Source organism: Martelella sp. FOR1707 (genome assembly GCF_053484265.1).
Map to the genome: position 1 here is coordinate 576,675 of NZ_JBAKFP010000002.1, position 14,662 is coordinate 591,336.

The following is a 14,662-nucleotide window of genomic DNA, read 5'->3' on the forward strand; positions in this document are numbered from 1 at the left end:
GTCTATAATGGCTCGCCGGCCTCGCCGCAAGCTTTGACAGATGATATCGAAGCATGCCAACTGCGGATAAGCTGAAAATGGAACCATGTGTGCGCCGATGGCAGACACCGACATTTACAAGACCCTGAACCAGCCGCGACCGTGGAGCAACCTCAACGCGTTCCAGTCTGACCCGCTGCTTGGCGATCTGACGCGCTCCCTCGGTAAACCGCTGCGCGAGGAGTTCGATGCGATCGGACGCTACGTCACCTCGCCGGATGCGCAGGAACTGGCGCAGATGGCCAATACCAGCCTGCCGCAGCTCAAGACCCACGGGCCGGCGGGCGAGCGGCTCGATATCGTCTCCTTCCATCCCGCCTGGCACGCGCTGATGCGCCGGTCGATGGCGTCCGGCCTGCATTCCCTGCTATGGGAGCCGCCGCGTGATGCCGATTCCAAATCCAAGGCGCACAAGCTGCGCGCCGTCCGGCTCTTCCTCTCCGCCCAGCTCGAATGCGGCCATCTTGAGCCGATGTCATCGACCTCCGCCTCGCTCGCCGTTCTCGCCGCAGCCCCGCAACTGCGCGATGAATGGGCGCCGAAAATCCTGTCGCGCAAATATGATTCGACCAATCGCGCCCAGAACCAGAAGGCGTCCGCCACAATCGGGCTTGCCATCGCCGAGAAGCAGGCCGGCAGCGACATGCGCGCGCTTGCCACCAAGGCGCACCGGGTCAGCGAAGGGGTCTATCGGCTCTCCGGCCACAAATGGTTCGTCTCCGCGCCGATGAGCGACGCCTTCATCATGCTCGCCGATGTCGACGGCAAGCCCGGCTGCTTCCTTGTGCCGCGGCTTCTGGACGAGGGCAGGGGCAATGCGCTGCGCTATCAGCGCCTCAAGGACAAGCTGGGGCTTCGTTCCAACGCCGCCGCCGAGGTGGAATTCTCAGATTCCTTCGGCTTCCTGCTCGGCGCGCCGGATGGCGGGCTGAGGACAATCCTCGACATGCTGACGCTGATGCGGCTCGACAGCGCCGTGATCGCCTCGGGGATGATGCGGGCGGCCGTCGCCGAGGCGACCCATGCCGCGCGGGGGCGCAAGGTGGCCGGGCGCACGCTGGTGGTCCAGCCGCTGATGATGCGGGTACTCGCCGATCTCGCGCTCGATGTCGCCGCCGCAGGCGCGCTGTCGTTCCGGCTTGCCGAAAGCTTCGACCGCGCCCGCGACAGCGCCGAGGAGGCCGCCTACGCCCGGGTCATGACCCCGGTCACCAAATACTGGACGACGAAGATTGCGCCCGCCGTGGTGGCCGAGGCGATGGAGGCGATGGGCGGCAATGGCTTCGTCGAGGACCGGCCGATTGCCCGCCACTATCGCGATGCGCCGGGCCTTGCGATGCATGACGGCGGCGGCAACCTGATGGCGCTTGACCTGCGCCGGGTCGTGGAACATGGCGGTGAACTGTTCGAGGCCGTGTTCCAGGTCATCGCGCGCGACCTGGGCGCCTCGGGGGGCAAGATCGTGGAACTGCTGCGCGCCGCGATGGCGCTTTGCAAGAGCGATGAAAGTGCTGCCCGTATCTTCATCGAACAACTGGCGCTCGCCGCGGGCGCCGCGGAACTCTACCGGCTTGGGGCCGGGCGGATTGCCGATGCCTTCCTTGAGACCCGCCTCGCCGCCGGCTGGCGCTCGACCTATGGCATGCTCGATACCCGCTTCGACCCGAGCTACATCGTCGAATTGCTGTTTCCCGAAGTCGACTGAGCTAACGCGAACTACAAACAGAAAAGGCCACCCCAGAGGGGGCGGCCTTTCAAAACGACATTGCGCCTGCGAGCAAGCTCAAGCAGGCGCAATATTCAACGGTTAAGCGCTAAAGCAGATTAGAGGCGCGTGCGGCCAGGCCGTTTGTCGGTCAGTTCGGCGCGGGATTTGCCGATCTCATTGAGCGACACGTCGTCAAGGCGCAGCAGAGCGCCGGCGACGAAACGGTCTGCCTGACGCTGGCGGGCCTCGGTAAGGTTCTTGTAGGCGGTGCGGAAAAAGCCCATTTCGGTAACTCCCTGTCTTGATGATCGGAATGCGGTGTCAGCCGCCGATCCACTCGGCCCTGCCGCTTGCAAACCGGAATTCCGGTTCGGCGCGAGGCCTTCATCGATCAACTGTGCCCAATATAGATGCATGCCCGGCGTTGAGGCAGGTGGGCTGGGTCATGGGAGCCATGCGCCTCTTGCATGCTTGGCGCGGCAATGCATCCGCGGAAAAATACGGCGGAAAGCGATTCCGATCCGGTCCGCGATCGGCTATCGTCGCGCCGACAATTATCCGGTGGTACCCATTCATGTTTCAGTCCTTCGACGTATCCTCCCGCCCCGAACAGGCCGCACCCCGCATCGCCGCCCTGCGCGCGCTGTTTCCAGCGCTGGGCATCAACGCCTTTCTGGTGCCGCGCACCGACGAGTATCAGGGCGAATATGTGCCGCCATCGGCCGAGCGGCTGGCCTGGCTGACAGGCTTTACCGGCTCTGCGGGCGTCGCTCTGGTGATGGAGGAGCAGGCCGTGGTGTTCGTCGATGGCCGCTACACCACCCAGCTTGCCGCCCAGACCGATGCCGACCTCATCACCGCCGGCGATCTCGTCGGCTGCCCGCCGCCCGCATGGCTTGGCGCGCACGAGCCGAAAGGGTTGAAGCTCGGCATCGATCCCTGGCTGCATACGCCGGCGGAAGTGGAGAAGCTGCAATCCGCGCTGGCCGATATCGGCGGCGAACTGGTGCTGCTTTCCGAGAACCCGATCGATGGCATCTGGGACGATCGTCCGGCCGCGCCCTCAGCCCCCGTCACGGTCCAGAGCGGAGATCTGGCCGGACAGCCGGCCGAAGACAAGATCGCCGCCATTGCCGCAATGCTGCAGGAGAAGAAAGCCGACGCCGTGCTGATCGCCGATTCGACCTCGGTTGCCTGGCTCTTCAACATCCGCGGCAATGACGTGGCCCATACGCCGGCCCCCTTGTCGCGCGCGATCGTGAAGGCGGACGGTTCGGCGATGCTGTTCGTGATGCCGGAAAAAGTAGCCGGCGAGACCGCCGCCCACCTTCAGCCGCTCGCCGCCCTGCTGCCGCCCGAAGCCGTGTCCGACGCGCTTGCAGCGATCGCGGCGGCGGGGGAAACACTGCTTATCGATCGCGCGGCGGTGCCCTACGCCGTGTTGCAGATCGTAGAGGCGGCCGGCGGCAAATGGCAGAACGCGCCCGATCCGGTTGCGCCCGCCCGCGCGGTCAAGAACCCGGCGGAACAGGCGGGCACCCGCGCCGCCCATCTGCAGGACGGCGCGGTCATGGTGTCGTTTCTCTCATGGCTCGACGGCCAGACGCCCGGCACGGTCAGCGAGATCGATGCGGCAAGCGCGCTAGAGGCGGCCCGCGCCGAGACCGGGATGCGGATGCAGAACCCGCTGCGCGACATATCATTCGATACGATCTCGGGCGCGGGCCCGAACGCCGCGATCATCCATTATCGCGTGACGACCGAGACCAGCCGCATGCTCCAGCCCGGAGAGATGTATCTGGTGGATTCCGGGGCGCAATACCAGAACGGCACGACCGACATCACCCGTACGATTGCGGTCGGCGAAGTGGATGAAGCGCAGAAGAAATTCTTCACGCTGGTGCTGAAAGGCATGATCGCGATTTCGCGGGCGCGCTTTCCGGCGGGCACGCGCGGCATGGATCTCGATCCATTCGCCCGCGCCGCGCTGTGGCAGGCTGGCGTCGACTATGCCCACGGAACCGGCCATGGCGTCGGCTCCTATCTCTCGGTGCATGAGGGGCCGCAACGGATTTCGCGGCTGGGTTCGGCCGAGCTCAAGCCCGGCATGATCTTGTCCAACGAGCCCGGCTATTATCGCCCCGGCGCCTTCGGCATACGGATCGAGAATCTGGTTCTGGTGAAAGAGGCCGAACCGATCGAGGGCGGCGAAATCCCGATGCTCGGCTTCGAGACGCTGACATGGTGCCCGATCGACCTCAGGCTGATTCTGCCCGCATTGCTGAGCCCTGAAGAGACCGCATGGCTCGATGCCTATCATGGCGAGGTGCGCGAAAAACTTGCGCCGCTTGCGGCAAGCGAGGCCGAGCGGCGCTGGCTGGAGGCGGCCACAAGGCCGCTCAGGCGATGACGAAATAGCGCGCGATCATCACCACCGCCCAGCCGACGGCGATCATCGGCAGCGGCGAGGTGTAGCGTAACCCGACCAGCAGCGCGGCGGCCATGGCGAGTTTCGTCTCCCATCCGCCGGCATAGAAGGCGGGCGCCACCAGCGTCGTCAGCACCGCGGCGGGTATGGCGTTGAGCGCCGCTTCGACCCGCGGCGGAATGCGCGAGACCACCGACAGCAGAAGATAGCCTCCGATACGCGTCAGATAGGTAACGACGGCGGCGGCCAGAATGATCAGAATGATATGCTCTTCGGTAAAATTGCTCACGGCTTTTCCGCCTCGCCGGCAGGCTGCGTCGGGAGCGCCGCGGCCAGCAGAATGCCCGCAATGGCCCCGACGCTGACATGCCAGGGCGAGCCAATGGTCAGGAAGGCGACCACGGAGCAGACGGCGCTGACCGCCACCACAGGCAGATAATTGGCCCTGCGCCTGAACCCGATCACGAGGCTCAGGAAATAGATCGGCAGCAGAACGTCGAGCCCGAGCGCTTCCGGGTTGTCGATGAAACCGCCAAGCGTGGCGCCGATCAGCGTCATGACGTTCCAGGAGGTATAGAAGCATGTGGCGACACCGATATACCAGGCGAAGGTCGCCGGCGTGCCCGCGTCTTCCCGCTTCAGCGTTTCGGCGAATTGCGGGTCGGTCAGGAAGAAGAAGGCGAGCAACCGCTCGACCCGCGAAAACCGCGACATGATCGGCGTTATCGCCGCCGAATAGAGCACGTGACGGAAATTGACCGCCAGGATAGAGGCCACGATGATCCAGGCCGCGGCGCGCTGGCCGAAGAGTTCGACGCCCACCAGCTGGCTCGCGCCGGCAAACAGCGTCAGGCTCATCAGCGCGGCCTCGGCCACGCTTTGGCCTTGCGCCACGGCGACAGCGCCGAACAGCACGCCGAAGGGTGCTGCCGAAAGTGTCGGCACCAGCCCGGCGCGAATGCCGGTCAGGAATTCGGAGGTGTCAGACATAACGGGAACCTTCGGTCGGCGGGCAAACAAGAAGCAGGCATCTGGCGGTAAGCTGGGATCAAGGCATTGAGGGTCATTCTCACCGCTTAGCCGGTTGAGGCCGGCAACACAAATCAGTTCGGTTGATGGATGGATTAAGGAATTCTCAGCCGGCGATGGCGGCATTGCTGTCGATGATCTCGACGCCCGCCTCGCGCATCTCGCGGATCGCATCGCTGACGCCCTCGGCATCGATCCCGCGGCACCCGTCCTCGATCAGACGAACCCTGACGCCCGGCAGCATGGCAACGGCATCGAGCGCCGAGAACCGGACGCAGTAATCCGTTGCCAGGCCGAGAATATCGAGCGTTCCGACCGATTTGTGCCGCAGATAGGCGTCGAGCCCGGTCACGGCGTTGCGATCATTGTCGCGGAAGGCGGAATAGGAATCGACGTTCGGATCCTCGCCCTTGCGCTGGACATGGTCGATCGCGGCAACGTTCAGGTCGGGGTGGAAGTCGGCGTCGGGCGTGTTCTGGACGCAGTGATCGGGCCACATCACCTGCGGCTTGCCGGAAAGCTCCCCCATCTCGAAGGGCTGCTTGCCGGGATGGGAGGAGGCGAACGATCCGTGGCCGGGCGGATGCCAGTCCTGCGAGGCGACGATCAGGCCGTAGCCGCCATTTTCGATCAGCCGGTTGGCGACCGGCACCACGGCATCGCCATCGGCGACGGCAAGATTGCCGCCCGGGCAGAAGCCGTTCTGAATATCGACCAGCAGCAGCGCTTTCATCACTCACCTCATCCGTAGCGCGTCCAGTGGACGCCGGTTTTCCCTCCGGCCGCGCGGACCAAAAGAACTCTACCGCCAGCCTGCCACGGAATGGCGGTCAATGGAAAGATGGCAGATAGTGCTTGATCGGCTGCGGCCGGCTGAACAGGTAGCCCTGCAGGCTTTCGCAGCCATGTCTGCGCAGCCATTCCTCCTGTTCGGGCGTTTCCACGCCTTCCGCTACGATTACGAGGCCGAGGTGGTGCGCCGTGGTGATGATCAGCTCGACCAGCGATGTGTCGTTGCTGTCATGCGGTACGCCGGAGATGAAGGACTGGTCGATCTTCAGCTCGTCGAGCGGCAGTTGCTTGAGGTAAAGCAGGGCAGAGTAGCCGGTCCCGAAATCGTCGATAGACAGGCGTATCTTCAGATCGCGAATCGCCATCAACTGGGACAGGGTGAGCTCGAAATTGGCGATCATCAGGCTTTCGGTCATCTCCAGCGTGAGATGGTTCGGCGCGAAATCATAGCGCTCCAGCAGTGCGTGTAATTGCTCGACGAAATCCTCCTGGAGGAACTGCTGCACAGAGACGTTGACCGACAGATGCAGGTCTGGATATTCGCTGAGCAGCTTGCAGGCCTCCTCCAGAACCCAGGCGCCGATGGGCACGATAAGGCCGGTGCTCTCGGCCACATCGATGAAATCGCCCGGGCTGATGACGCCGCGCTCGGGATGGTCGAGCCGCAACAGCGCCTCGAAGTGACGGCCCGAGGCCTTGCGATTGATGATCGGCTGCAGATAGATGCTGAAACCGTTGGTCTGCAGCGCCCGTTCCAGCGCGGTTTCCAGGTCGAAACGCGATACCAGCTGGTCGACCATGTCGTCATGGAACCAGCTTATGCTGCCGCGTCCCTTCGCCTTGGCGTTGTGCATGGCAAGGTCGGCGCGGCGCAACTCGTCATTGGCGCTTTCGGCGTCCGGACCCACAAGCACGGCGCCGACGCAGGTGCTGGGCGTAATGTGGTGGCTGTTGACGAAGGCCTTCTGGGAGAGCTTCTCGTGCAGCCTGTCGATCCGTTCCTGCGCGGTCTGCAGCGCCGTCGTCCGGTCATCGCCCAGTTCCGTCAGCAGCACCAGAAATTCGTCGCTCGAAAGCCGCGCGGCAAAGCTGCCGGCCTCGATCGTGTTGCTCAGCCGCCGCCCGGTCGCCCTGAGCAGCGCATCGCCGATATTGTGTCCGAAGATCGAGTTCACCGCGGCGAAATTGTCGAGGTCGAAGATTGCAAGCGCCATATGCTGCTTGGACTGTCTGTGGGTCGCGAGAAGATCCAGCAAGACCTCCTGCGCCCTGGCGCGATTGGCAAGCTTGGTCAGCGGGTCATAGAAGGCGAGCGCCTCGATCCGCTCCTCATTGCGCCGCCGGTCCGTGATGTCGCGCCAGATGCTGACGGTGCCGAAGGGCTTGCCGCTGGGATCAATCACGGGCGCGCGGAACATTTCAAGCGTGTGTTTCTTGCCCGTCGGGCTTGTGACCTCGCCCTGGACGACGTGATTGTCGCGCTCATCGATCGCGCCGAAGACCTGTTGCCGCAACAGGCTGTCCTCACTCTCGCCGAACAATTCCCGGTCGCTCTTGCCGACGATCATTTCCACCGGCATGCCGAGAAATTCGGCGGCCGCCTGGTTGCAGGCCACGATCTGGCGGTCGGGACGCCTGAAATAGATCTGATCCGGTATCGCATCCATCATCACGCGCAAAAGCAGATGCTGTCGGCCAAGCTCCCGCACCAGCCTGCGACGCCGGAATATGATGAACACCAGCAGCAGAACCGTCGCCCCGAGAATGCACAGCACGGCGATGAAGGCGAGGTTCAGCCGGTTGAAGTCGATGACGGCGTAGGTCCGGCCGGCGTCCCGGCTTTCAAGCACCACCGACATCAGCAGCGTTTCGCCCTGTTCGGTAATCGGCCAGCTGAACATGCTGATTTCGCGCAGTTCGCCATCCTTCAGGCGTTGGCTGAACTCGAAAAAGTTTTTCTGCAACTGCACGGCCTGGTCGAGGTCGTCGGAAACCTTCGACTGCTGCATCTGGTTCAGGTCGGAAACGGAAAGCGCCTGGAACTCTTCCCGCGACCAGCCGTAAAGCGCCTGCGCCGCCCGGTTGGAGGCGAGAAACGCGCCGGTGGCAGGGTCGACCACGAACATCGCCATCGGGCTCTCATCAATGGCGGGCGGGAACGCGAAAGGGAGGGGTCTGGCATGGAGAGGGGAGGCAAATAACACAAAAGCGAGCAATGCCAGCCGAGCGAAGCCGCGAACGCACGTCCGTTGTCTGCATGCGGAATATATGACAGCCTCCTTCGCAACGAACCGATTTATTGAAATTGCTTTGGTGAGAACAACCTGAACGGAACGGCACTATGAGGCGAAACTAATTTAAAATTGATAAATGGCGCGGTCGCGGAATATGCGTTTGAATACGATTCAACGCACACGCGCAGGCTGGCTCAGGACACGAAACTGGTGCCGGAACCCCGAGAAAGACGGTGGAACGTCTTCTTGTGATAGGTATGCGCCGCCGTGAAAACGGCCCGGTCTAGTCGAACAGGCTCGAGACCGATGATTCGTGGCTGGTGCGGTTGATCGCTTCGCCGATCAGCGCCGCGGTCGAAATCACGCGGACCTTGGAGGAGGCGACCATGTCGCCGCGCGGCTGGATCGAATCGGTGATCACCAGCTCCTCGAGGCTCGAAGCGGTGATCCGGTCGACGGCGGTGCCGGACAGCACGCCGTGGGTGATATAAGCGGTGACCGAAAGGGCGCCATTGGCAAGGAGCGCGCTTGCCGCATTGACCAGCGTGCCGCCCGAATCGATGATGTCGTCGATCAGGATGCACTCCTTGCCCTCGACATCGCCGATGATGTTCATCACCTCCGACTCGCCGGGCCGTTCGCGACGCTTGTCGACGATGGCGAGCAGACAGTCGAGCCGCTTGGCTAGCGCGCGGGCGCGCACCACGCCGCCGACATCTGGCGATACGACCATGACATTGTCGAGGTTGCGCCGCGCCTTGATGTCGCGCGCAAGGATGGGCAACGCATAGAGGTTGTCGGTCGGAATATCGAAGAAGCCCTGGATCTGACCGGCGTGAAGATCGAGCGTCAGCACCCTGTTGGCGCCGGCCTGGGTGATCAGATTGGCGACCAGCTTGGCCGAGATCGGGGTGCGCGGGCCGGGCTTGCGGTCCTGGCGGGCATAGCCGAAATAGGGAAGAACCGCGGTGATCCGGCGCGCCGACGACCGGCGGAACGCATCGATCATGATCAAGAGTTCCATCAGGTGGTCATTGGTCGGAAACGAGGTCGACTGGACGACGAAAACGTCCTCGCCGCGCACATTTTCCTGAATTTCAACGAAGATTTCCTGATCGGCGAAGCGTCTGACGCTGGCCTTGCCCAGGGGCACATTGAGATAATTGCAAATCGCTTCGGCAAGTTGTCGGTTGGAATTGCCCGCGAAAACTTTCATATCATCTCGCCCGTTCAGTCTGACTGTCGCTTTTTAACGCGGATCAACGCGAAAGCAAGTCCGCAGTCAACCTGTCTCTGGGCTTTTCCGAATTTTTTATGACACGCCGCACGCCGAGCAGAGCCTCAGCCCTGCGTATCGAGCCATGCCAGAAGCGAGCCGATCGATTTCTGGCCGATCGCCGCCATCATGTCGGCGCTGACGCCGGCCCAGGGATCGGAGCCGGAAAAGCCGCCGGTCGCGGCCGCCTGCCGGTCCTGGATGCGGTGCAAGCGCACGCCATTTTCGCCGATTACGTCCCAGACATAGATCACCGAGACCACGCCCTCCTGATCGACGGCGGAGAAATAGCCCTTGAGGCTGAGATCGGCGGCCGCGTCGTCCATGGCGACGATCGAAAGGCCGGCCGCGCGCGCGCTCTCGCCGAGGCGGGCGGAAAGCGGCTGCAGCTTGTCGGACGGCGCGCCGATGATCGGCAGGAAACGGAGCGTTTCGGCTGCGGCGATCGAAGCGCGCGGCGCGGCTGCTGTCTGCGCGGGCGCGCTTGCCGCCGAAGGCTGAACGGCCGGCGCGGGCTGGGCCTGCGCGACGGCGGTCGTCTGCGGCGCGAGGGCCGCCGCAGTCTGTTGCGGCGGCGGGGTATAGGCGGGCTGGGCCGGGGCGAGGTTTGCCGCCTGCGCGCCGAATGTGCTGGGCGGGCGCCCCACGCCGGGCGTTGCGTCATAGCGCGGCGCGCTGGAAGCGGTGGCCGGATAGCTCGGTTGCGGCGGGGCGCTATAGGTCTGCTGCGCGCCGCTCGACGGCGGCGCGAGGCTCTGGCGGGCAACGTTTTCCGCCGGCGCGGCGGCCACGGGGGGCGCATTATACTGGGCGGCAGGCGCGTTTCCGACGGTCTCGGGGGGCGTCGCGTCCACCGTCAGCACGTCGGCCGTCGAGCAGGCCGCAAGCAGGCCGGTGATGAGTAGAAGGCTCGCCGCACGCGCCATATGCCTTGCCCTTCCCGGAAAACGCCGGTGGCGTCCGGAAAACCGGTCCGGAGGCCAGAGAAATCAGAAGATTGCGCATTTCCGGGTCGCGGAGGAAGCGGAAATGCGGTCACGATTGTCCGAAGCGAAGGGGGCAATGTCAAACGCGGGCGGCGATCATCCTTTATTTTGTGTAAAGGTCGAGGCCGAGGCGCGACAGCGGACGGGGATCCTCCTCGCCGGTCAGATAGGTGCGCCCCAGCGTCATCGCCGTGCCGCTGTCGGAATCCATGATGATGATGTGCACGAACAGCGACATCGACGGCAGTATCGGGTGCGGGTTGCCGGTGTGGAACATCTGGTGCTCCATCCAGGACGGCGCGAACCGCGCGCCGAGCGAATAGCCGCAGGCGTTGAGCCGGTGGCGCGACAGCCCGCGCGCGTCCATGATCTCGGCATGCTTGTCGAAAATCTCGCCGAAGGTGTGGCCGGGCCTGAGGATTTCCTCGATGGCCGAAAGGGTCGCCGTCGCCGCGCGAAACAGCGACTGGTGACGCTCCGTCGGTTCGCCGATCACCACGGTGCGCATGGCAGCCACATGGTAATGCGACCAGACGCCGGCCCATTCGAGCGTCAGCTGGTCGTTCGCATCCAGCTTGCGACGGCCGGATTTGGAGCGGCACAGAAGCGCACTTTCGCCGGAGCCGATGATGAAGTTGTTGGCGGGATAATCGCCGCCGCCCGATAGCACCGCGCCCTGCATGGCGGCGAGTATTTCGGCCTCATCGGCACTCGGTCTGATCAGCGGCAGGGCGGCATCGAAGGCGTCGTCGCACAGCGTCGCGGCCTTCTCGATGCAGGCGATTTCCGCCGGCGACTTGATGAGCCGGAGGTTGCTGACGAGGTAGGAGGCGTCCTGCAATTGGCCGAAGGAGCTAAGCTGGCCATCAAGGAAATGGGCCGAACGGCCTGTCATGCCATGGGTATCATATTCGACGCCGATCCGGCAGCCGAGCAGGTCCATGTCGGAGAGCATCTCCTTCAGGTCGCGGCTCGGGTCGGTCTGGCCGCGATCGACCCAGATGCGGATCTCGGAAATATTGGAGGTCTGGCGGGCCTGGCGCACATCGGCCGAGCGCGTCAGAAGCGCCGTGCGGCCATCTGCGGTCACCACGAGGCACTGGAAAAACACGAAGCCGAACGTGTCGTAGCCGGTCAGCCAGTACATGCTCTCCTGCGCGAACAGCAGCACGGCGTCGAGTTTCTTCTCGGCCATCGCGGCTTTCAGCCGCGACAATCGCTCGGCATATTCTTCAGGTTCAAAAGCAAGCGCCATGTCGGTCTCCCCAAGCGTGCGCACACGCATTGATATGTAAGATGCTCAAACAATGGAAATGGCCGAAATCTGGCGGCCATAATCCTTCGCACCCCGATGGGTGCCGCGACGATAGGAATAAAAACCTTCCTCGTCCTGATAGGTGCAATGCCTGATGATGTCGTGCTCGATATCCGCCTGGTCAAGCCTGAGGCCGATAAAGGAAGGCAGGTCGAAAAAGGCATGGCCATCTGCGGGCGATGGGCGGAACAGGGCGCGATGGCCCGGGTCGGCGCTCGCGAAACGCTCGACGAATTCCGGTCCAACCTCGTAATTTTCCGGTCCGATCGTGGGGCCGAGCGCTGCAATGATCGAGCGCCGGCGCGCGCCGAGCGAAACCATTTTCTCGATGGTTGCCTCGATGATGCCGGTGAACGCGCCGCGCCAGCCGGCATGGGCGGCGGCGATGATTTCGTTTTCGGGATCGGCAAACAGCAGCGGCCCGCAATCGGCGGTCAGCACGCCGAGCACGAGGCCGGGCGTGGCACTTGCCATGCCGTCGGCATGCGGGCGTTCGCCTTCTGGCGGTTCGGCGAGCGCAATGGCGTCGGCGGAATGGCACTGGTAGAGCGTCGTCAGCCGGTCGGCCTCAGCGCCGAACCATCCGGCGACCCGGGCGCGATTTTCGGCAACATCCTCCGGGCGGTCATCGGAGCCGATGCCGCAATTGAGGCTGTCATAGAGCCCCGTGGAGACGCCGCCGCGGCGGGTGAAGAAGCCGTGGCGGATATCCGTGCCGGCCAGCCGCTCCTCGAAGAGCGGGCTTTGCAGCGGCGAGAGCGCATCGCGAATGGCGGTGTCCATGGAGCGTTTCCGGTGTTTCGTTTTGCAAATGTTGGGGCGGGGGACGCGGGTTTGTCAATCCGCGCCATTGAAGGGAGCGATCTGAACGGGGCCGGACGATATCGCCAAAACCTTGAACAGATCGCCCATGTCATCGGGGCCATCGCCTGCAAGCCGCTGTGCGGCGGCGACGATATCGCCTTGGGTTTTCGCGTCCTTGCCGCGGCCGAGCGCGGAAGCGCGGGGGCCGAGCCCGAGGGCTGCCAGAAAATCGCCCTGCGTCATTGGCGGATGGATATGCGCGCCTTCCGCGCGGGCGGCTGCGGCCAGCGCCGCGAAATCCACATGGCTTGTCAGATCCGCCTCGCCGGGATGGGCGAGCGGCGGATCGAAACGATGATCGCGCAACGCCTGAAGCGTATCGCCGAAGCCGCTTTCAAGGTGGCCGTAATCGACGATCAGCGCGCTGCCGCCGTGCTTGGTCAGACGGGCCGCGACCTCCGCCATCAGCGCCTCGCGGGCGGGCGCATATTCGAAGATCGCGCCTTCCTTCGCGGCTTGCCAGCCTTGCGGAAGGCTGGCCGGTTCAAGCCGGGCCGGAGAGAGTGAAAAGGCCAGCGCGCCATTATCATCCAGCGTCACGACGCGCTCGAAAAAGTGCCCGTTGGATTTGATGAATTGCCGGGTCGGCAGCGCGTCGAACAGCTCGTTGGCGACGAACAGGGTGAAGCCGCCTTCGGCATCGGCCAACTGGTCCACCCAGGAAAGCCGTTCGGCATGGAGCGCTAGCGTCTGTTTCTGCCGGGCGCGCAGCGCCGGGCTGGTTTCCAGCAGCGTCACCGCAAGGCCGCCATACATCGCAGGCGCGAGGGCGGCGACGGTCTTCAGGATATCTGCCATCATCGTGCCGCGTCCGGGGCCGCCCTCGATCAGGCGGGTTTCGGCCGGGCTGCCATGGGCCTGCCAGGCGGAAATCAGAAAAATGCCGACCAGTTCGCCGAAGAGCTGGGAGATTTCCGGCGCGGTGGTGAAATCGCCCTTCGCGCCAAGCGGGTCGCGGGTGCGGTAATAGCCGTGCTCGGGATCGGCGAGGCAGAGCGAGAAATAGGTCGAAACCGGCATCGGCCCGTCGGCTTCGATCATCGCCCGGATTTTCGGCAGCAGCGGCGTCGTCACGGGGCCGCATTCCGTTTCGCCATGCGGCCGGAATACCATATGCCCCAGAGCCCCACCGCCAGCATCGGCAGCGACAGCACCATGCCCATGGTTACAAAGCCGCCGTAGAGATAGCCGAGTTGCGGATCGGGCTCGCGGAAGAACTCCACGAAGATGCGCGACAGCGCGTAGAGGCAGATGAAGACGCTGCCGGTCAGCCCGGGGCGCTTCAGCGCACCGAAGAACCGGCTGATGACGAACAGCACGATGAGGGTGACGAGCCCCTCCAGTCCCGCCTCGTAAAGCTGGCTCGGATGGCGCGGCATATCGCCCGCGCCCGGAAACACCATCGCCCACGGCACATCGGAGGGCCGGCCCCACAATTCGGCATTGATGAAATTGGCGATTCGGCCGAAGAACAGCCCGATCGGCGCAACCGTCGCCATCAGGTCCAGCAGCGACCAGACGCGGATGCCGTGCCGCCGTGAAAAGATGATCATCACCACTATCATGCCGATAAGCCCGCCGTGAAACGACATCCCGCCGTCCCAGATCTTGAAGACGGTGAGCGGATTGGCGAGGAACGCGCCGGGCGCGTAGAACAACATGTAGCCGAGCCGCCCGCCGACGACGATGCCGATCACCGACCAGGTGATGAAATCATCGAGCCGCGCCACCGCCATCGGCGGCTGGTTCGCCGGCCACAGCCGCTCCTTCTTCAGCAGCCAGCGGGCATAGAGCCAGCCGAGCAGGATGCCGGCGACATAGGCAAGTCCGTACCAGTGGATCTGCAGCGGACCGAGCTGGAGCGCGACCGGGTCTATGGCGGGGAAGGGGATGGCGGCAAGCCTGATGTTGTCTGGCAGCAAGGCGCGGTTTCCTTTATGATCGGGCGGGAAGATGGCGGCATAATGCGGCCCGGTCAAGACAGCCCGGTC

General features: G+C 64.0%; 13 protein-coding genes. 2 read left to right on the top strand and 11 right to left on the bottom strand.

The annotated features are described in order from the left end of the window. Window positions 1-97 precede the first annotated feature (97 nt). Window positions 98-1,744 carry an acyl-CoA dehydrogenase family protein gene (locus V6765_RS06635; protein ID WP_448427349.1) on the top strand — a complete coding sequence of 549 codons (1,647 nt, stop codon included), beginning with the start codon at window positions 98-100 and terminating at the stop codon, window positions 1,742-1,744. 119 nt (window positions 1,745-1,863) lie between these two features. Here the strand turns inward: V6765_RS06635 and V6765_RS06640 are convergent, their stop codons facing one another. Continuing rightward, window positions 1,864-2,031: a hypothetical protein gene (locus V6765_RS06640; RefSeq protein WP_347442671.1), complete on the bottom strand. Its 168-nt coding sequence runs from the start codon at window positions 2,029-2,031 to the stop codon at window positions 1,864-1,866. A gap of 290 nt (window positions 2,032-2,321) precedes the next feature. On the opposite strand from V6765_RS06640, the gene V6765_RS06645 reads away from it, so the two are divergent. Beyond that, on the top strand, window positions 2,322-4,157 hold the full coding sequence (locus tag V6765_RS06645; protein WP_448427350.1) for an aminopeptidase P family protein: 1,836 nt from the start codon (window positions 2,322-2,324) through the stop codon (window positions 4,155-4,157). Here the strand turns inward: V6765_RS06645 and V6765_RS06650 are convergent. From V6765_RS06650 to lgt, 10 genes are all read right to left on the bottom strand, one after another. Then, window positions 4,147-4,464, bottom strand: a complete 318-nt coding sequence (locus tag V6765_RS06650; protein WP_448427351.1) for an AzlD family protein — start codon at window positions 4,462-4,464, stop codon at window positions 4,147-4,149. The genes V6765_RS06645 and V6765_RS06650 overlap by 11 nt on opposite strands. Next, entirely contained in the window at window positions 4,461-5,165 is a 705-nt protein-coding gene (locus V6765_RS06655) for an AzlC family ABC transporter permease (protein WP_448427352.1), read from the bottom strand. The genes V6765_RS06650 and V6765_RS06655 overlap by 4 nt, the downstream gene beginning before the upstream one ends. 145 nt (window positions 5,166-5,310) lie before the next feature. Then, on the bottom strand, window positions 5,311-5,937 hold the full coding sequence (pncA, locus tag V6765_RS06660; protein ID WP_448427353.1) for a bifunctional nicotinamidase/pyrazinamidase: 627 nt from the start codon (window positions 5,935-5,937) through the stop codon (window positions 5,311-5,313). A gap of 97 nt (window positions 5,938-6,034) precedes the next feature. Next, on the bottom strand, window positions 6,035-8,200 hold the full coding sequence (locus V6765_RS06665; protein WP_448427354.1) for a sensor domain-containing protein: 2,166 nt from the start codon (window positions 8,198-8,200) through the stop codon (window positions 6,035-6,037). A 313-nt stretch (window positions 8,201-8,513) separates the two neighbouring features. Continuing rightward, complete coding sequence (locus V6765_RS06670; RefSeq protein WP_230722653.1) at window positions 8,514-9,446, bottom strand: ribose-phosphate pyrophosphokinase; 933 nt, start codon at window positions 9,444-9,446, stop codon at window positions 8,514-8,516. 125 nt (window positions 9,447-9,571) lie between these two features. After that, window positions 9,572-10,432: a hypothetical protein gene (locus tag V6765_RS06675; protein WP_448427355.1), complete on the bottom strand. Its 861-nt coding sequence runs from the start codon at window positions 10,430-10,432 to the stop codon at window positions 9,572-9,574. 163 nt (window positions 10,433-10,595) lie between these two features. Next, window positions 10,596-11,747, bottom strand: coding sequence for a M24 family metallopeptidase (locus V6765_RS06680; protein ID WP_448427356.1), 1,152 nt, complete (start codon window positions 11,745-11,747; stop codon window positions 10,596-10,598). A 45-nt stretch (window positions 11,748-11,792) separates the two neighbouring features. Beyond that, window positions 11,793-12,590 (bottom strand): peptidoglycan editing factor PgeF, encoded by a 798-nt coding sequence (gene pgeF / locus V6765_RS06685; RefSeq protein WP_448427357.1) that lies wholly within the window; start codon window positions 12,588-12,590, stop codon window positions 11,793-11,795. 54 nt (window positions 12,591-12,644) lie between these two features. Further along, entirely contained in the window at window positions 12,645-13,745 is a 1,101-nt protein-coding gene (locus V6765_RS06690) for a class I SAM-dependent methyltransferase (protein ID WP_448427358.1), read from the bottom strand. After that, complete coding sequence (gene lgt, locus V6765_RS06695; protein ID WP_448427359.1) at window positions 13,742-14,593, bottom strand: prolipoprotein diacylglyceryl transferase; 852 nt, start codon at window positions 14,591-14,593, stop codon at window positions 13,742-13,744. The genes V6765_RS06690 and lgt overlap by 4 nt, the downstream gene beginning before the upstream one ends. Between the last annotated feature and the right edge of the window lie 69 nt (window positions 14,594-14,662).

Bases quoted from the DNA above. Each gene is read 5' to 3' on its own strand.
- V6765_RS06635 (WP_448427349.1), top strand. From the start codon at position 98: ATGGCAGACACCGACATTTACAAGACCCTGAACCAGCCGCGACCGTGG.
- V6765_RS06640 (WP_347442671.1), bottom strand. From the start codon at position 2,031: ATGGGCTTTTTCCGCACCGCCTACAAGAACCTTACCGAGGCCCGCCAG.
- V6765_RS06645 (WP_448427350.1), top strand. From the start codon at position 2,322: ATGTTTCAGTCCTTCGACGTATCCTCCCGCCCCGAACAGGCCGCACCC.
- V6765_RS06655 (WP_448427352.1), bottom strand. From the start codon at position 5,165: ATGTCTGACACCTCCGAATTCCTGACCGGCATTCGCGCCGGGCTGGTG.
- pncA (WP_448427353.1), bottom strand. From the start codon at position 5,937: ATGAAAGCGCTGCTGCTGGTCGATATTCAGAACGGCTTCTGCCCGGGC.
- V6765_RS06670 (WP_230722653.1), bottom strand. From the start codon at position 9,446: ATGAAAGTTTTCGCGGGCAATTCCAACCGACAACTTGCCGAAGCGATT.
- V6765_RS06675 (WP_448427355.1), bottom strand. From the start codon at position 10,432: ATGGCGCGTGCGGCGAGCCTTCTACTCATCACCGGCCTGCTTGCGGCC.
- V6765_RS06680 (WP_448427356.1), bottom strand. From the start codon at position 11,747: ATGGCGCTTGCTTTTGAACCTGAAGAATATGCCGAGCGATTGTCGCGG.
- pgeF (WP_448427357.1), bottom strand. From the start codon at position 12,590: ATGGACACCGCCATTCGCGATGCGCTCTCGCCGCTGCAAAGCCCGCTC.